Annotated in this window: 15 protein-coding genes; 6 read left to right on the top strand and 9 right to left on the bottom strand. The window is 39.3% G+C overall.

The features are described 5' to 3' along the window. Positions 1-4: 4 nt before the first annotated feature. The 4 genes from porG to JIV24_RS11010 all read right to left on the bottom strand — a co-directional run bounded on the left by porG (position 5) and on the right by JIV24_RS11010 (position 3,880). Positions 5-790, bottom strand: coding sequence for a type IX secretion system protein PorG (gene porG / locus JIV24_RS11025; protein WP_234445793.1), 786 nt, complete (start codon positions 788-790; stop codon positions 5-7). A gap of 79 nt (positions 791-869) precedes the next feature. After that, entirely contained in the window at positions 870-1,748 is an 879-nt protein-coding gene (locus tag JIV24_RS11020) for an NAD kinase (RefSeq protein ID WP_200465094.1), read from the bottom strand. Positions 1,749-1,764: 16 nt separating this feature from the next. Further along, on the bottom strand, positions 1,765-3,198 hold the full coding sequence (locus tag JIV24_RS11015; protein WP_200465093.1) for a POTRA domain-containing protein: 1,434 nt from the start codon (positions 3,196-3,198) through the stop codon (positions 1,765-1,767). 16 nt (positions 3,199-3,214) lie between these two features. Then, the gene (locus JIV24_RS11010; RefSeq protein WP_200465092.1) at positions 3,215-3,880 is read right to left on the bottom strand and encodes a CBS domain-containing protein; all 666 of its coding nucleotides are present in this window, start codon (positions 3,878-3,880) and stop codon (positions 3,215-3,217) included. A 169-nt stretch (positions 3,881-4,049) separates the two neighbouring features. On the opposite strand from JIV24_RS11010, the gene JIV24_RS11005 reads away from it, so the two are divergent. Both JIV24_RS11005 and JIV24_RS11000 read left to right on the top strand, forming a co-directional pair. Then, the gene (locus JIV24_RS11005; RefSeq protein WP_200465091.1) at positions 4,050-4,766 is read left to right on the top strand and encodes a pyridoxine 5'-phosphate synthase; all 717 of its coding nucleotides are present in this window, start codon (positions 4,050-4,052) and stop codon (positions 4,764-4,766) included. Positions 4,767-4,770: 4 nt separating this feature from the next. After that, positions 4,771-5,577 (top strand): alpha/beta fold hydrolase, encoded by an 807-nt coding sequence (locus JIV24_RS11000; protein WP_200465090.1) that lies wholly within the window; start codon positions 4,771-4,773, stop codon positions 5,575-5,577. 49 nt (positions 5,578-5,626) lie between these two features. Here JIV24_RS11000 and JIV24_RS10995 read toward each other — a convergent pair whose 3' ends face one another. After that, a complete protein-coding gene (locus JIV24_RS10995; RefSeq protein ID WP_200465089.1) occupies positions 5,627-6,343 on the bottom strand; it encodes a 3'-5' exonuclease in 717 nt (238 codons plus the stop codon). A 3-nt stretch (positions 6,344-6,346) separates the two neighbouring features. Further along, positions 6,347-6,967 (bottom strand): uridine kinase, encoded by a 621-nt coding sequence (gene udk, locus JIV24_RS10990; protein ID WP_200465088.1) that lies wholly within the window; start codon positions 6,965-6,967, stop codon positions 6,347-6,349. 54 nt (positions 6,968-7,021) lie between these two features. Here udk and JIV24_RS10985 point away from each other — a divergent pair, with 54 nt between their 5' ends. Together JIV24_RS10985 and JIV24_RS10980 are read left to right on the top strand one after the other, a co-directional pair. Then, positions 7,022-7,321, top strand: coding sequence for a Dabb family protein (locus JIV24_RS10985; RefSeq protein WP_200465087.1), 300 nt, complete (start codon positions 7,022-7,024; stop codon positions 7,319-7,321). 351 nt (positions 7,322-7,672) lie between these two features. Continuing rightward, positions 7,673-8,578 carry an alpha/beta hydrolase gene (locus JIV24_RS10980; RefSeq protein WP_200465086.1) on the top strand — a complete coding sequence of 302 codons (906 nt, stop codon included), beginning with the start codon at positions 7,673-7,675 and terminating at the stop codon, positions 8,576-8,578. Positions 8,579-9,033: 455 nt separating this feature from the next. Here JIV24_RS10980 and JIV24_RS10975 read toward each other — a convergent pair whose 3' ends face one another. Continuing rightward, complete coding sequence (locus JIV24_RS10975) at positions 9,034-10,245, bottom strand: hypothetical protein (RefSeq protein ID WP_200465085.1); 1,212 nt, start codon at positions 10,243-10,245, stop codon at positions 9,034-9,036. Positions 10,246-10,643: 398 nt separating this feature from the next. Here JIV24_RS10975 and JIV24_RS10970 point away from each other — a divergent pair, with 398 nt between their 5' ends. Together JIV24_RS10970 and JIV24_RS10965 are read left to right on the top strand one after the other, a co-directional pair. After that, positions 10,644-11,246: a hypothetical protein gene (locus JIV24_RS10970; protein ID WP_200465084.1), complete on the top strand. Its 603-nt coding sequence runs from the start codon at positions 10,644-10,646 to the stop codon at positions 11,244-11,246. Positions 11,247-11,915: 669 nt separating this feature from the next. Next, positions 11,916-12,638, top strand: coding sequence for a DUF6261 family protein (locus JIV24_RS10965; protein WP_200465083.1), 723 nt, complete (start codon positions 11,916-11,918; stop codon positions 12,636-12,638). A gap of 331 nt (positions 12,639-12,969) precedes the next feature. Here JIV24_RS10965 and JIV24_RS10960 read toward each other — a convergent pair whose 3' ends face one another. Beyond that, on the bottom strand, positions 12,970-14,394 hold the full coding sequence (locus tag JIV24_RS10960; protein WP_200465082.1) for a glutamate synthase subunit beta: 1,425 nt from the start codon (positions 14,392-14,394) through the stop codon (positions 12,970-12,972). 254 nt (positions 14,395-14,648) lie between these two features. After that, positions 14,649-19,166: a glutamate synthase large subunit gene (gltB, locus tag JIV24_RS10955; protein ID WP_200465081.1), complete on the bottom strand. Its 4,518-nt coding sequence runs from the start codon at positions 19,164-19,166 to the stop codon at positions 14,649-14,651. Between the last annotated feature and the right edge of the window lie 206 nt (positions 19,167-19,372).

Genomic DNA, 19,372 nt, shown 5'->3' with positions numbered 1-19,372 from the left:
CTGTCTATTTTTTTATACCATCATTACATTTGGTTTTACGCTTCAGCATACTTATTGTCACGTAAACACCTGCAAACGATATCCAATCGTTGTTATGGGTAAAAGTGCTCTCTCCAAATCCATATGGGTCAGAAGGATCGATACTTCCTTCTCCCCTGTAGTCCAAGTCATCAACAAATGTTTTTCGAAAGGTCCATTCGGCCCCAACCCGAATATATTTGTTAATCTTGTACTTCGCACCTACACCGAACGGCAAAGATAATATAAAACTTGGTTTGCCGGCAGAATTTTCATCATCTGTATTAATTCTGTTATAAATAGTTGTGGCAAGCCCCACAGAAATGTATGGCGTAAAGGTGGTATTGGATATAAATTTATGATCGTACGAACGAAAATTAAACTCGACCTGAGCCGAAACATCACCAATACTTCGCGGAAAAGCATAATTAGCATCAGACGATTCGAGGTATTTTAAATCCTGTCCTTGATAATCGCCACTGATATTTCCAAAGAGTGCCATCCCTTTCAAAGCTATCCGATCGGTAAAAACATAGCGACCAATACCGCCTACTGCTAGATGAGCATTGGCAAAAGGCACACCTTTACTTAAATCACCAAAGTAATATGAACTGCCAACAAATCCACCTAATTCGAGTCTATCCTGCGACGCAGCAGATTGAATTTGAATGACCAACGCAATTAGCATTAAAAAGGCTTTCGCCGATTTACTTTTTAAGAAATATGCGAATAAACTATTTAGCATTTCTATAAAGGATACATGATATGGCATTATTTTGCACTTATCGCTTCGCCAGCAAACGATACATTTTAAACACCACATTAAAAAAAATATTGTACTAAAATAAAGATTAATTGCGCTTATCGACGCCCCACATCAATTTATTACGCAAAGTTGTAAAAAATGAATGCCCTTCGAGTTCGATGACATTAATATGAAAACCGGCTTTTTTAACTTTCAGATGAACGGAATTTTCAAACACCTCACTTTTGGAGTCGAGCGAAGCAAGGAATTTAGAATCACGCCCCTCGACTTTTAATGTTATCTCAACATCATTAGGCACCACTACAGGTCGAACATTTAAGTTGTGAGGTGCAATTGGCGTAATTATAAAACTCTTGCTATCGGGATGTAATATTGGGCCACCTACACTTAAAGAATAGGCGGTTGAACCTGTTGCCGTTGAGATAATTAATCCATCAGCCCAAAAGGAATTTAAGAAATCATCATTCACATAAGTATGAATGGTAATCATTGCCGAGCTATCGCGTTTAGAAATCGCTAACTCATTTAATGCAAAATTATAATCATTAAAGTGGCCTCCGCCGGTATCCAGTTTTATCAGGTCAAGTTGACGAACACTATAACGTCCTTCCAGCACTTCCTGAATAGCGACTTTCATTTCGCCTTGTGATATATCTGCTAAAAAACCTAATCGACCACTGTTTATACCAACTATTGCAATCCCTTTATCGCGAACAAAAGTAACTGCTTCTAAAAAGGTACCATCACCGCCAATACTAAAAACCAGATCAGCATCAACAATTTCGTCATGCACATTAAAAAAGCCAGAAACTTCGGGCTTCATTTTTACATGGGTTAGCAAAAACTCATAAAAGGGTTTATAGATAGATACTTCAACTTTATTTTCCTTAAGAATCTGGAACAAGCCCTTACAGGCATTATAAAATACCTCACCAAATTGCTTTCCAAAAACAGCTATACGCATGAGTCAAATATTACTATTAAATGGCTAAGTTAAAATGTACAAAAAAGCCATGTTGATTAAACTTATTAACCGAATAATTAAAGCTCCAAACCATATCGTAAAAAGTCACAAAATCGAGGCCGGCACCATAACCATACTGCCAATCATTGGCAAATGTATTAGTTATTGGTGGATTATCTTGCCATACGTATCCAAAATCATAATACGCCTTTAAATAAAACGCATAGTTAATTTTTGCGAATTGCGTTAAAGGCATAAAACCTAATTTTTTCATTCGAGGTTGTAATAATGTAAAAAGCATCTGATTTTTCATGGTTCCTTGTCTGGTACCATCGATCACATACAGTTCATATCCGTTTAAAAAACTCCGATATCCACTCCCAGCATTCATCACATATGGAAGTGAGTTACTGGTATTATACTCGCCATAAAGCAAACTACTCCAATGCCATCTGGGTCCGACACGAATATGCTTATCGAGCTGGGCACCTAACTTAAGATTATTCAGTTCATCTTGCCAAATTCCAAGACCAGATTGAGTTACATTCGCCCTAAGCCTTGTACCCTTTAAAGGATAAACTTTAGAATCTCGTTTATCAAATTCATACTCGTATCTCAGCTCGATGAACTGAAGCCTATTGGCATCGGGCGTCAGGTAATTAGGATTTAAATCAATAATCGAATCACTTACACTAAATTGATTGTAAAAAGCCTCAAAGCGATGTCTATTATAGATACCTGAACGAATGGTATAATACAGCGTTCCCGTGTAAGTCACCTGCGCCAATTCCGTTTCGAGTGCTTTAAATAATTGCTGATTGCCTTCTGTCATGTATGGCAACTGATCGTGCATCCGAAAATCGAACATCGCTCCCCAACCGCCACGACGGTTGTATTCGGGCGACATATACCCAAGCAATATTTGTGTGGTAAATCCTAATCGCACCCGTGCGATAATTTTCTCGTTTCTCCCTCTGAAATTATCACGCTTTAGATAAACACCATAATTAACACGCGACCAGTCTCCACTATTAAAAAAAGCACTTAAATTACGATCGGCAACTTCAAATATTGGAAACACCCACCAGTACCATCTTTCATCGACACTCACATGAAAAACGACACTATTATCTGATTGAATGGTGTATCGAATAGATACATAATTAAACAAGGCTGTATTCAACAGATTATGACGACTTCGCTTAACGACTTGCCCTAATTTATCGACCATTAGTTTATCGCCTTGATGAAAAATAAGCTCATTAAGGATAACGCGAGGCTTTGTGATTTTATTTCCGGATATCACTATTTGCTGAACAATAACATAACCATCCCGCGCTTGCTGACTTTCTGCCGCTGATTTAACCTCAGCATATGACATTAGCACGCTGAAGCACATCACTATGCAAAGACAATTAAACTTAACGGCATTGTAACAAGCCTTACCCATATTCCATTTTTAACTACTACATATTAAGATACCTCATTAGTGCGTCGTAGTTTTTTTTCACAGTATCATCGTAGGAATCATCCCCAACATAGGTCGTTTTTACTGAATAATCATATCTATCAAAAGCATTTAACACAGGTCGCACATCAACTCTATTGAGTTTAATGGCGATACATAACTTTTCGGAGCCAGTCGGCTGCGACACATATAAGCTTAATACTTTAGCATCTGCATCCTCAACAATTCTCGAAATCTCAGATAACGAATAATCATTTGGTAACAATTCAAGCTCAATAACACCTCCTGAATTGTGTGCTGCTACCAAATCGGCAAATGTGTGCAATAAATCACTTTGTGTAATCAAGCCCAGATATTCTTCATTTTTATCAAGCACAGGTACCACTGTTAACTTCAAACGTGAAGCCACTTCAATTACATCAAAAATATGCTGATGCGCATACACATAAGGCCGTGTAAATGACAGAGAATGATTACCCAAAGCCTCTTCAGCCTTATTTAAATCAAAAATATCAACATCGCTGATAAGCCCTAAAAAAGAACGATTATTGACTATGGGCAAATGCGACACCCTGAAAACCTCCATCCAGTTGAGAGCATCGAGCCCTGTGTCTGAAGTTTTTAGTGATGGTACCACCTCTGATATTAATTCTTTTGCCAACATAGACTACTTTTGGAAATACTTTATAATTTTGCGCGACAACAAAGAACCCTTTTCAGGTGTATTTGTTTGAGTATTAAAAATACTGTCAAACATTATAACAAACAAAATTAACCGATAGTTTATTTAGTATTTAATCAAAGCAGAACGGGTGTTCATCAATTAAACAGCAATGACTAAACTAAGTGTTAACATAAACAAGGTGGCCACACTGCGAAATTCTCGTGGTGGAGATACTCCTAATGTATTAAAAGCAGCCATAGATGTTCAGGAATTTGGAGGCGACGGTGTCACCGTTCACCCACGTCCGGATGAACGACACATTCGCTACCAGGATGTACATGATATTCGTCCTGCCATTAAAACTGAATTTAATATAGAAGGCTATCCTTCAAAGGAATTCATTGATTTGGTGCTGGCAGCACGCCCACATCAGGTTACCTTGGTACCCGATCCGCCAGAAGCATTAACATCAAATGCCGGATGGGACACAATTAATAACTTAACGTTTTTACAAGACGTTATTGGCCGGTTTAGCGAAGCAGGTATTCGCACCTCTATATTTATTGATACCGATTTAAAAAATATTGAAGGGGCCGTTAAAACAAATACCGACCGTATTGAATTGTATACTGAGCCTTATGCTACAGATTATGCCAAAGACAGAGAAGCTGCCATAGCACCATTTGTTGAAGCAGCTGAATTAGCTAATAAGATTGGCCTAAAAATTAATGCTGGTCACGATTTAAATCTTGACAACCTGAAATACTTCAACGAACGTATTCCTTATTTAAAAGAAGTATCGATAGGACACGCCTTAATTAGTGATGCCTTATATATTGGCTTGGAAAAAACCATTCAACTCTATCAACAACAACTAATTAAATAAAAGCGTGAAGCTATTTTATCGTGAATATGGTCAAGCCGGTCCTACAATTGTGATATTGCATGGATTGTATGGTGCTTCAGATAATTGGGTATCAATTGCCCGTCAGTTAGAGAAGGATTATCATATATACATTCTTGACCAACGAAACCATGGGCAATCGCCCCATAGCGACATTCACGATTTTGATAGTATGGCAGATGATCTGTTGGAGTTTTTTAACGACAAAAACATTGACAAAGCGCATGTGATGGGCCACTCCATGGGAGGAAAAACAGCCATGCGCTTTGCACTTTCAAATGCCGATAGAATTAATAAACTGGTCATACTAGACATTGCTCCAAAATCATATGCTTCGTTTAGTAACTATGCACAGATTACCAATAATCATCAGCTAATCATTGAGAGCTTGTTGGAAATCAATCTTGAAGGTGTGAGCTCAAGACAAGCTATTGATAAGCAACTAGCGACTAAACTACCTGATACAGGCTTAAGGCAATTTCTACTTAAAAACATTGAACGCAAAAAAGACGGCAGTTATCATTGGCGCTTAAACCTTCAGATAATAAAAAAGCAACTAGAGCAGATCATGGATGGTTTTTCTCACCTTTCGCCCGAAAACAACCGAGTTAAGCTTGCTTCAATTTTTATTCGTGGTGAGAAATCGGGCTACGTGATGGATGAAGACACCCTCATTATGCGTAAATACTTTAAAGATGCCGAGTTGGTAACCATCCCCAAAGCAGGTCACTGGCTTCATGCCGAGCAACCTGAGTTGTTAATTAAAACCTTGGCTTATTTTTTATTGGATTGATCCTTATGTCGATATTAAGAATTGAAATATCGCATAAACAGTTCAACTTCTACGCATGCTCAACATCATCTTCATTGATTAACGCTTCACCTTTTAAGCGCAAAAACAACTGAGCAGTAGCCAACACATCTTTTTCGCAATAATGAGCAATGCGTTCCACATCATTTTCTTCATAAAAAACAGCTGCTACCTGACTACCATCAATATCATCTTTTGGTGATGGGATATTAAATATTGTGGTGAGCAAATTTAACGATGTGTAATGCTTATAATCACCAAATTTCCACATATCCATGGTATCCAGAAATTTCACTTCCCATGGCTTCTTACCTGCCACATCAAGAATAGGAGGCAACTTCACACCATGAATTAACATACGCCGGGCGATGTATGGAAAATCAAATTCTTTGGCATTATGACCACAAATATTCTTGTGTACATCACGAGCAAAGTGATTAAGCATCTGGCCGAAGTCTTCAAGTAACACCTTTTCATTATCGCCTGCAAAAGATTTTACTCTAAAGATGCGCTTACCTCCCCGAGCTGAGATGACACCAACAGATATACATACAATCTTCCCAAACTCGGCATAAATACCTGCCCGACCATAAACATCGGCAGGCGATTCATCTTCCTGACGAAAATAAGCTGATTTCTTCTCCCACAGCAATTGCATGTCAGTATTTACATTATCAAATGTGGCTTCTTGTGGTACAGTTTCGATATCCAAGAACATGATATCGTCGACTTTTACATTGTCAAGCATAATTTATTCGTTTAGGCTGGTTAAGTTTCGTTCGATAAAGTGGGTTAATATATTAATAGCAATTTGGTTTTGTCCGCCTTGCGGCACTATTAAATCAGCATAGCGCTTGGTTGGTTCAATAAACTGCAGGTGACTTGGCTTAACCGTATCATCGTATCGCTCCAAAACTTTCTCAACCGTACGGCCGCGTTCTTTAATATCGCGTTGAATCACTCGTGCTAAACGGTCATCGGCATCGGCATGTACAAATACTTTCAAATCCATTAGCTGGCGCAATTCACTATTACCCAAAATCAAGATTCCCTCCACAATCACTACATCGCGTGGTTCCACCTTTATGGTTTCTTCGGAGCGTGTACAGGTGAGATACGAATATTGTGGCAACTCAATCGATCGCCCGGCTTTTAATTCTTCAATATGCTTAATGAGCAATTCCCACTCAATAGAATTAGGATGATCAAAATTAATTTTCTGTCGCTCCTCCAAAGGCAAGTGTCTGCTATCTTTATAATATGAGTCTTGTGGTAAGATGGCCACTTCTCCTGCAGGCAGTTGATCTATTATCTTACGAACTACAGTTGTTTTGCCCGAACCTGTGCCTCCGGAGATTCCAATTATCAGCATTTTCGTATTTTTGTTTGCTTAAGAACTAAAACAAAATAAGTAAATATTTCGATTATGATTAAGCATATAGTGCTATTTAAGCTAAAAAGCTTTGCAAATAATGAGGAAAAAGCAAGCAAACTAATAGAGATAAAAGAATGTCTGCTTTCGCTTAAAGACAAGGTTAATGAATTGCTTTCGATAGAGGTTGGCATTAACTCAAATCCCAACGAGAACTTTGACATAGCATTAGACACTAGCTTTAATAGCATGGAAGATTTGGAAAAATATGCCAAACACCCTGATCATCTGGCTGTGGGAAAAATCATACGTGAAGTATTAGAGGAACGTTCGTGCGTTGATTATGAAATGTAAAATATGTATTCTATTTAGAACCTAGTAAAAGGGCGATAAGCACAATTTATTATCGCCTTTTTTATTGCTCATTTTAACCCGAAATATGTGTTAGCAAGTCTATTGCGCATTGAAATTGCTTCAAAACAAGTCGTTTCACTAATATTCTTTCACTCACCAGAAACGGTGCTATGCCTCGTTCCAGAAAATCCTTGTTTTATCGCACTTTCAACGCTCATTACGAAGTCCTAACTCATAATTCGGGTTTAACCACAATAGAATACATGAAGGATAAAACTGTATATATCCCTTGACGTTTAAATGCCAGTGTCAGATATTACGTATCCAATTTAGAAATTAACACACAGGCGCATGAAACTTCTACTTTCCATTTTGTTTTTATCAAGTACGATTTTGTTAGCGGCACAAGATGTGAAAGTATCTTCGGGTAAGGTGGTGCGCCATGGCTTCTTTAATTCAGAATACGTTGATGCCCGAACAGTTGATGTGTGGCTACCAGAAAACTACAATGAAGAAGAACAATATGCTGTGTTATACATGCACGATGGTCAGATGTTGTTTGATGCCAGCAATACCTGGAACAATCAAGAGTGGGGTGTTGACGAAGTAATGTCGGTACTCATAAATAATAAACGCATACGAAAATGCATTGTAGTTGGCATATGGAATAACGGTGCCAAACGACATTCAGAGTACTTTCCGCGACGCGGTTGGCGAATGACGGACAAAGAGAAACAAAAGAAAATTCTATTAATGCAAGATGCACACATCGACCCGGCTATTTTTGAACAAGGCATGCTGGCCGACCAATATCTTCAATTTATTGTGCGTGAGCTCAAACCATATATCGACAAAAACTACAGCACACACACCGATAAAGCCAATACATTTATAATGGGTTCAAGCATGGGCGGCCTCATTAGCTGCTATGCCTTGTGCGAATACCCTGGCATATTTGAAGGTGCCATTTGCATGTCAACCCACTGGCCTGCTGTTGGGGGCGTCACTTTCAACTATCTGAAACACAATATACCTAATGCCAAAACCCATCGTATTTACTTTGATTACGGCACTGCCACCTTAGATTCATTGTATGAACCTTACCAGCTAAAAGTTGATTCTCTGATGTTTTTGCATGGATATCAATCGGATAAAAATTACGTATCTAAGAGGTTTGAAGGAGCTGAGCATACGGAAACCGCCTGGCGAAAACGGCTTCATATTCCGCTGGAGTTCATGCTTAAAGAGGAAAAGTAATCTTCTCAATCAATAATACAACGGTAATATGGTTTTGGTCGTAGTTAAAAGCAATAGTGTTCTAAATGATTTGTTGACACAAACCTAACTGATTGAATATATGTTGGATATTATCCTTTTTTACTGAGATTCTTTTTAGCATCGTACATTGTGGCCTCTCTTTTAAATTGCTTTCGTTTTCTGGAAAGCTTTAGTAAGATCGAGAAGTTCCGAACTTGTTTCTGAAATCACTCGGCCGCACTTAAGCTTGAGATAAATTAGAAAGTAATTTAAAAAGTAGCCTTGAATTTCTTTGCTTGCGTTTCTTGCTTCAAGGCAAGAAATGAAGTCCGGTTTGGGCGGATAGCCCAATGGATAAAATTATTTAGAACATCATTTATTGCTAACATAAAAAAGGCACTCCGCAGAAGCACCTTTTTCATTTCATCGATTAATATTTAATCAGGCATCAAGAGTCAAATACCAAATTTACTTTCAAATTCAACCACCAATTGCTCCAACTCGACTTTAAAGTTGGTGAGGAAATCCTCAAAATAAATCTCACTACTAACACAGCTTTCATCACTAAACACCAGTTCCAGATCAACCCACCATTCATCGGTCATGCTCTGATTTTGCCTGGCAAGTGCATGTACTTTTGCAATAATGGACTTATCAGCCACATATCGCACATCCATTAAAGCATGATTATTAAGCGCCATAGCCAGGGCCTGTGCATATTCTTTTGCACCTTCATTAAGCTTATCAACTTGTAACAAAGCCTTATACAGTTCTCCTGTTTGAGCTTCAGTTTGCAAAACTACATCACCAACCCTAAGCCCGTTGTACAAATGAGTTACAGGTTCATTCTTATTGCTTTTATCGAGGCCTAATGTTAAATTATGACTTAAAATAACCTCCGAATCACGATTAAATGAAAACATCCAATAGCCATTCTCTTCTTCCCGGGCCAGTTCACATTTTAAATGATAAGGCTGAGGGTTAAAAGTCATCGCCACATCATTGTAATAACCATCAGAGTTGAAGGTTGTTGATACATTACTGGTTAGTATAAGCCGTTCGTCCACTTTAATATTTAGCTTTAACGACTCAAGTGCATTGGAAATTACAGTGCCATCGTCGAGCAAATCACCTTTACCAGGGAATGCACCTTCGTAAAGCATAAGCTCTGACACAGATAAAACAGCATTACCTCCATTAACATCATCGGTAGCCGGAAAAATAAACACAACTTCCGAGTCATGTTCATCAACCTGCTCAAACACCAATAACTCTTGATTCCATTGCCATACACCGAAACCTTCACTTAGCAGCACATTGCAGTAATACTCCTTATCAAAAGCAAAGTTCATCAACTCTTCAAAATAACAATCACTTGATTCGACATCGTACATGAGCACACCTATCTTGACAAGTGCCTCCACAAAACGCGCATTACCTTCCAGTTCCACTTCGGCAAACCGTTTATTAACTGAATGGCACATCAAGGGAAAGTCAGTCGTACCCAACTGTACCAATTCACCTATAAGAACATCGGAACTATTGGATAGCATTAACTTATCGCTATCAGCTCCTCGTTCACTATAAGCATCCATCACCTCATCACTATTGCACGCATTGCATACAATCGCTAATCCCACAATCACTAATCCAACTATTCGACGCATATTTGTTTGTTTTCCTTAAATAACGATGGTTGTTATTCTCTTTCCTGATGATGAGACAATGGTGCAAATGCTTACACGTACGCTCTCAAGAATTAATTCATAGTAGTTAGTCGATATCATCATCCATATTAAATCCCATCGGTTTAATTTCACTTTGGATAATGATTGCCATAAATTAGCTAACCCATTAACCTCCCGCCTTTAATAAATTCGTGTATCTTATTATCAACTATTAAAAGCCATTATGAATAGTTCTCTAATCCCCTGTAACCAAAGTGAAAGCATGATGGATTCATATTTTCATTCGTAAATTCCAGACCACCTGCAGTAAATTGAAGTTTATTATTCTCAACATTTCAAGCAACTGTTATGTTATAAATCATAAAAATAGAAATGTCATGAGAAAAAGTTTACCCATAACGCTGCTAGTAATTGTTTTATTCGGATGTACATTAGATGTTTCACCCCCTTGTGGTAATGGAGGTTATAATAAACTAGATGCTAGTTTAAGTAAGCATTTTCCAGTCTATAAAGCAGATCAGATAGTAAGTTTTAAAAATCAATTTGATGAAGAAATGAGTTATGAGGTAGAGGAATATACTTTTAGCGAAAAGGTAGAAGATGGATATTCGGGGTGTGAACCAAGGGGATTTCATGATAGATTAAGTATAAAATTATCACAGTTAAAAGGAAATTATCGAGTTACTTATTTATTCTATGGAACCGACAATGGAGTTTATGGTGAGTTCAATATGAGGCATCATTCACCGAATGCTACAATTAGAGTAATTCCTAAATTATTATCTGAAACAGGAGTCTTGGTTATTGATGATTTGGAATTTGACGATGTGTTGGTTTTTGAAATAGGTTATGACTATGTGATTCAACCTGAAAGCATAGAAGGGTTTAAGGGAATAAAAAAAATATACTATAGTTTACAAAATGGTTTGATAGGCTATGATGATGAAAATTCACATACATGGAGAATTTGTATTAATTAATACTAATATTTTCAACTTTATAACCATATCCCTTCTTTTGATGTCTTAAATTGAAATTAGCATGTAATTTGCAAGCTCGATAAACAAAGAATCAATTGCTATCTTCAGCAACTTCAAACTTAAAAGTTGTGACTCACTTTTCCTGCAGAGTTGTTTTGATGATATTTTCAATTATTTGATTGTGGCTTCATGCAATAGTGAAGTCTCATTTGAATCCTTGATTGGAACTCCCAGTCAACACAAGGCTCCAATCTAATGCTTGATTAGCTGTCGAATTGCACTAGAAGCAATAGTGTTATTATTAATGGCAATCAAAAGTACACAGCCCCTCAAAACCAAACATTTGATTCGTTTTGCTAATCAGCTTGAAACGACACAACAACACTTGATTGAGGCCCTCTGTGAGCAGGTGGACTTCATTAAACATTTGATTGGTATTACTATCGAAACCTGAGCTGTTATCGAACACTTAATTACTACTTCCAAATCCGCTTTGACAAAAAGCAAAATGGTTAAATTGACAAATAATTGTTTTTTATTGACCAACGTGCATACCCCCATTACCAAACATCGAATTCTTATGATTAAAAAGTTCCTAACTATCAAACGTTATTTTTTGTTTCATAGAATTACACCTAGTTTTAATCAAGTAACTAAAATTCTTTTTTTATGATCAAACCTATTTTAAACCACTTTTTGTTTGCAAGCGAATTTTACACGCTTGTTAAACGAATCATTACAGCTATTGAAAATTCATCGATTGATGAAGCTTTAAAAACCATGTTCTTAGCTCGTATAAAGGAACACTTTGCGGTATACGACGCAGCATTGAATCGCAAAAAAGTAAATCCGCTTACAGCTAAAATGGAAGAACAAGATGACAATAGAGATAACTTGTTTTTAGGCTTAAGAACCAGTTCGGAGGCCTTGACTTACCATTGGGACGAAGCGATAAGAGAAGCGGCTGCTATTATCGTTGAAATCATTCGCAGAAATGGCTGGTCGATACAAAACGAGGGTTACACAGCGGAGTCAGCAGGCATTAATACACTCATATCTGAACTCACAAAAGAACCAGCTGCCACATGTATCACAACTACATCTCTAGGCGAATGGGTGACTCGGCTGGATAATAGTCAGAAAACCTTTGAAGCAACCAGTACCCAGCGCGAAGAACTGGATGCTATTGAACAACCAATTTTATCGACTACCCGCAAGCAGTTAAATAGCGATTTACAATCGGCACTCAATTACCTTGAGAGTATGGCACAATTTAACACAACAGCCGAACTTGAAGAACTGATAAATACCATCAACGAAATTATTACAAGTGTGACTTCAACAGCAAAAGCACGTAAAACACGTCGCGAGACCGAAAAAACGAATGATTGATTTTTGATTTATTCTCATAGTTAAAGGGCTGCTCTGCAATGGGGCAGTCCTTTTTTTTATCACCACAGATGAATAAGGATTCGCCACCCAATTAGGGTCGCAGGCGCGTAGACATTTGCCGTTCCAGAAATATCCGACTCCTATAGGAGTCGAATCCATGTATACATTGTTGTTCTGCCCTCCAGGCCAATATCCAGATCCATTAACCAAAAAAGCCACTCCAAAATTGAAGCAGCCTTCTCGCATTTTTAACAACCCTAATTGATAATATTTCTAATGTAGTCAGCAACAGATTTCCCCCATCGCCATTCGGCACTTCCCCAAGGGAAGATTATTTATCCATTAAATAGGCATGTACACTTTTGGCTGCCTCACGACCTTTCGCAATGGCGGTAACTACCAAACTGGCACCAGTAGCGGCATCACCTGCAGCAAACACATTGACCTTACTGGTTTGATACGCTTCATCCACTTTAATATTACCACGTGCATCAAGCTCTAAGCCGAACTCTTTTACTAGTCCTTCGTGTACCGGGCTCACAAACCCCATAGAAAGCATCACCAGGTCAACATCCATAGTATAAGCTGTTTCTGACTTTTCGCTCATTTGCCACTGGCCCTTATCATCCTTATTCCATTCCACTTCAACCAGCTCAACCTGCTTTAGCTTACCACCTTCACCAATAAAGCGCTTGGTATTCAAGCTCCATTTACGCTCGCAACCTTCGGCATGCGAAGTAGATGATTTCAGTGTTGTTGGCCAATATGGCCAAGGGTTCCCTGGCCCACGCTTCTCAGGTGGTTTGGGTAATATTTCTATTTGTGTTACTGACTTTGCCTTTTGACGATTTGAAGTACCTACGCAATCGCTTCCGGTATCTCCACCACCAATCACCAATACATTTTTATCGGCAGCCAAAATTCGTTCACCATTGGTAAATTCTTCACCACGATTCACTTTATTCTGCTGTTTCAAAAAATCCATAGCAAAATGAACACCTTCCAAATCATTTCCTTCAATTGGCAAATCGCGTGGCTTCATTGCTCCAATGGTTAACACCACTGCATCGTATTCTTTATATAACTCCTCGCCTTTTACATTTTCGCCAATAGCAGCGTTGGTCTTAAACAAGATACCTTCTTTTTCGAAAATGGCCACACGGCGATCAATGACCTTTTTATTTAATTTAAAATCAGGAATACCATAGCGTAGCAAACCACCAACAGCATCGTCTTTTTCAAACACAGTGACTGTGTGACCGGCCTGATTCAGTAAATCAGCTACCGACAATCCGGCAGGACCAGAACCCACAACAGCTACTTTTTTGCCTGTTCGCTGAGCCGGAATACGTGGCTCAATAAAACCCTCAGTGAAGGCACGCTCAACAATAGAGCACTCATTCTCACGGATGGTCACTGCTTCATCATGGATAGCTAACACACACGACTTCTCACAGGGATTAGGACAAATACGTCCCGTAAATTCAGGAAAGCTATTGGTTGAATGTAGTATTTCACTTGCCAATTTCCATTCCCCTTTATAAACAGCATCTTGCCATTCGGGTATTTTACTGCCTACCGGGCAAGCCCAGTGACAAAATGGAATACCACAATCCATGCATCGCGATGCTTGTAAGGTGCGATCAGCAACATTGAGTGTTTGCTCAACCTCACCATAATCATCCGTTCGTTCTGTTACGGGGCGATACCCACCTTCTTTACGTGCATATTTTATAAAACCTTTTGGATCTGCCATAATCTCAAGTTTTAAAGAAACCGGGGCGGCTCCTTTGAGCCTTTTCACTCATTCTCCTTATCCCCCGATGTTCTTTGATGTTTTAAAATAGCTGCCTGCTTTCGGCCTGTGGCTATTAGCAATTGACAACTTTATTAATTTACCCCCTCTCCCTTCGGGTATTTCCCCAAGGGGAGAATTAACCCAAGCCCTCATCTTCCCCTTGAGGAAGTGCCATCAGGCGAAGGGGGAATCATTTTTATTCCTAAGCAACATTACTCTCTCAAATGCGGTGCATCTTCTGTTTCGAGAAGCTTACGTTCCAACTCTTTAATCTTTTGTTCCTGCAACACCTTTTTATATTCAAAAGGAATGACTTTCACAAACTTAGGCAAGTAAGTTGTCCAGTTCACCAATATCTCTTGCGCCTTACTACTGTTGGTATGTAACAAATGCTTGTTCAGCATAAACTGAAGCTCCTGCACATCAGCTGCATCTTCTACCGGTGATAAATCTACCAGTCCTTTATTACAATAGTAATCAAGCGTTCCTTCATCATCGAGTACGTAAGCAATACCGCCACTCATACCCGCAGCAAAGTTTCGCCCGGTAGGACCAAGCACCACCACACGACCGCCGGTCATGTATTCACAACAGTGGTCGCCTACACCTTCAACAACGGCATGTGCTCCCGAGTTTCGAACAGCAAATCGCTCACCAGCTACACCTCTCACATACAGGTAACCAGTAGTAGCTCCATATAACACAGTATTACCAATAATGATATTCTCTTCTGGCTTAAAGGTTGTTCCTTGCGGCGGCACCACAATCACTTTACCTCCCGACAAGCCTTTACCTAAATAATCATTGGCATCACCCTCTAATCGGAAACTCACACCTTTTGTAAGGAAAGCGCCAAAGCTTTGACCGGCCGAACCATGGAACGTACAGTTAATGGTATTCTTTGGTAAACCTTCTTCACCATATTTTTTAGATACCTCACCTGAAAGCATAGCCCCAACAGTACGGTCTGTATTGATTATATCACTGGCCATCCAAACTTTCTGCTGGTTAATAAGGGCCGCTTGTGCCTGCTTTATTAATCGGCGATCAAGTACTTGATCCAGTTTATGATCCTGCTCAGTTGTATTTTTTATAGGGTAGGTTTTACCTTCCTCCGGGAAGTACAATAGACGACTTAAATCAACACCATTTGATTTCCAGTTATTAACTGAAGTATTCTGCTCAAGCAAGTCGGTCCTTCCAATAACATCATCCAAAGACTTGTAGCCTAATTGTGCCAAATACTCACGTACTTCCTGTGCAATAAAGTTGAAGAAGTTAACCGTGTATTTATATTTACCTATAAATCGTTTTCTTAAGGCTTCATCCTGCGTGGCAATACCTGCCGGGCATGTATTCAAGTGACACTTACGCATCATCACACAACCAAGAGTTACCAATGCAGAAGTGGCAAAACCATATTCTTCAGCACCAAGTAAGGCCATCTTAATCACATCCAAACCTGTTTTTAGCTGCCCATCGGTCTGAAGCTTTACGCGACCACGCAAGTTATTCATTACAAGCGTTTGCTGTGTTTCTGACAAACCAATTTCCACCGGTAAACCAGCGTGTTTAATAGAACTGGTTGGGCTGGCCCCTGTTCCTCCTTCGGTACCACTAATGACAATTAAATCAGCGTGAGCCTTGGCAACACCTGCTGCTACTGTACCAACCCCATTTTCAGAAACCAGCTTAACACTCACTCGTGCTGATGGATTCGTACTTTTCAGGTCGTAAATTAGCTGTGCTAAATCCTCAATTGAATAAATATCATGATGTGGAGGAGGTGATATTAAGGTAATACCCGGCGTTGAGTTTCGCAGGCGGGCAATTATCTTATCAACCTTAAAACCTGGCAACTGACCACCTTCACCTGGCTTAGCGCCCTGTGCTATTTTAATCTGTAACTCATCAGCATTGGTCAGGTAATTATTGGTTACACCAAATCGCCCTGATGCAATTTGCTTAATTGAACTACGCGCCGGACTTTTAAAACGTTCAGCATCCTCGCCACCTTCACCAGTATTACTTCTACCGCCCACTTCATTCATGGCCAATGCCATGGCTTCATGAGCTTCCTTTGATATTGAACCATAAGACATGGCACCTGTCACAAATCGCTTCATAATTTCTGATGCAGGCTCCACCTCACTAATATCGATAGGCTTTCTATCTTTTAGCTTCATCAGGCCGCGGATAAACAAAGGCGTTTGATTATCAGCATCAACCTGACGGCTGTATTCTTTATACTTATTATAGTCACCTTCTGTGGTTGCCCACTGTAACAAACCAATGGTTTCCGGATTCCAGCCATGCTTCTCGCCATATTTACGATACGCATAGCTCCCCTTGGTATCAAATGGATTCGTTTGAAATTTTGGTTGAAAAGCTTTCTGATGATCAAGAATACTTTCCTTAGCAATCTCATCCAATCCAACTCCTCCGATTTTAGTTGGCGTACCAATAAAGTATTTATTAATCACATCTTCCGACACACCAATGGCTTCAAATATTTGTGCACCATGATATGAACGTAGCGTACTGATACCCATTTTTGACAACACCTTCAGCAAACCTTTATCTACAGCTTTGATATAATTCTCACGCGCAGACGCATAATCCATATCAATTTTGCCTTCCTTCACCATTTCGTTGATGGTAGCAAAACACACATATGGGTTTATTACGCTGGCTCCGAAACCAAGTAACAGAGCAAAATGCATTACCTCACGAGCTTCACCTGTCTCAACCACTAAGCCAACTTGCATACGCTTTTTAGCTTTTATCAGGTGGTGATGAGTTGCCGAAACAGCTAACAATGAAGGAATAGCCGTATGCTTTTCGTCAATATCGCGGTCGCTTAAGATGATGTAATTCATACCATCATCCACCGCTTTCTCAGCAGCTTTACATATACGCTCTAAAGCTTCTTCTAATCCTTTTCCACCTTTTTCAACCGGAAAAGTCATCGGAATCTTCACATGCGTAAATTCTTCGCGCATGTAATCTTTTATCTTACCCAAATCAGTATTGGTCATCAATGGGCTTTCGAATTTAATGGAGCGACACTGTGAAGGCTCCTCCTTTAAAAAATTCTTTGATACAGAACCAATATAATTAGTCAGAGCCATTACTAAACCTTCACGAATCGGATCAATTGGTGGGTTAGTAACCTGCGCAAATAACTGTCGGAAATATGAGAAAAAGCGCTGAGGCTTGTCTGACAAAACAGCTATTGGTGTATCATTACCCATTGAGCTTATAGGTTCACCACCTGTTTTGGCCATTGGTGCAATCAGATGCTCAAAGTCTTCACGGTTATATCCAAAAGCCTTTAAGTAAGCATCATATTTATCTCCTAGTTGTGATGGCACACGTTTTTGCACTTCAATCTCACGCATGCGAATACGATTTTCCTTTAACCAATTGGCATAAGGTCTTCGCTTCGATAATTGCGATTTTATCTCTTCATCAGGAATAATAACACCTAGCTGTGTATCAACCAACAAGAGTTTACCAGGCTTCAAACGTCCTTTCTCCTTAATCTCTTCAGCAGGAAAAACCTGACAACCAACTTCTGATCCCATAACGATCATATCGTCTTTGGTTATCACATAACGCGATGGACGTAAGCCATTTCTATCTAATGTACCGCCGACATAACGACCATCGGAGAATACGATTGATGCAGGTCCATCCCACGGTTCCATAATGGTCGAATGGTATTCGTAATAGGCCTTTAAGCTTTTTGGTATTGGATTTTTACTGTTCCAAGATTCAGGCACTAACATACTTAGTGCATGCGGAAGTGAACGACCCGTTAAAAACAAGAACTCAAGCACATTATCTAATGAGGCTGAATCACTCATATTGGGCGTAATTACCGGAAATAACTTCTTCAGGTCATCACCAAATAGATCTGACTCTAACAAGCTCTCGCGTGCCTGCATCCAAAGGCGGTTACCTTTAATGGTGTTAATTTCACCATTGTGCGCCATAATACGGAATGGCTGTGCCAAATCCCAGGTAGGGAATGTATTAGTACTGAAACGAGAGTGCACTAATGAAATCGCACTTTTAACACGTCGATCTTTTAGATCTAAAAAGTATAAGCCCAATTGCTCGGGCGTCAACATACCTTTATATATAAATATCTTTGACGATAAACTTGGCAAATAGAATGCTTCTTTTTCCTTCAGATCCGATTCACGAATGGCATTTTCAGCTTGCTTACGGGCCAAATACAATCGGCGCTCTAAAGCATCCTGCTCATAATTACCTTTTACAAAAACCTGATAGATTTTTGGCTCGGTACCTTTGGCTATTTCACCAATAACATCACTATCAACCGGTACATCGCGGTAGCCAATCAACTCAAGCCCCTCTGATACAAAAAATTCATCTAGCGTGCGCTGACATTCAGCGGCTTCATTTTCATCCTGTGGCAGAAAAACCAATCCGGTTCCATACTTCCCAGCAGAAGGCAAATTAAACCCAAACGTTGAAAAATACTCATGAGGCACCTGCATTAATATACCGGCACCATCTCCCGATTTGTTATCAGAGCTCTCGGCACCACGGTGTGTCATATTTGTAAGCACCTCCAAGCCTCTCATCACTATTTCATTGGTTTGTGTACCTTTTATATTGGCAACAAATCCAATCCCACAATTATCACGTTCATTTGCAGGGTCATACAACCCCTGAGGTTTTGGAAATCGTTTTGTCATACTGTTTTATTTAAGAGAAAAATCTTGTGTTACCCCCTCGTAAGGTTTCGTTCTCGCCGTTGAATCGGATGGATTACAATCAATCTTTCATTTAGAAAGCATATATTAATATTATATTATAATCCGAAAGCAAAAATAGAATTTTCATTTATATATACCAACTAAACATGGACTAAGCTGTCATTTTTTATGACTTTTGACATGTT

It is taken from the genome of Carboxylicivirga marina, assembly GCF_016612505.1.
GTDB classification, from domain to species: Bacteria; Bacteroidota; Bacteroidia; order Bacteroidales; family Marinilabiliaceae; genus Carboxylicivirga; species Carboxylicivirga marina.
This window is presented reverse-complemented; position numbering and strand designations above follow the sequence as displayed.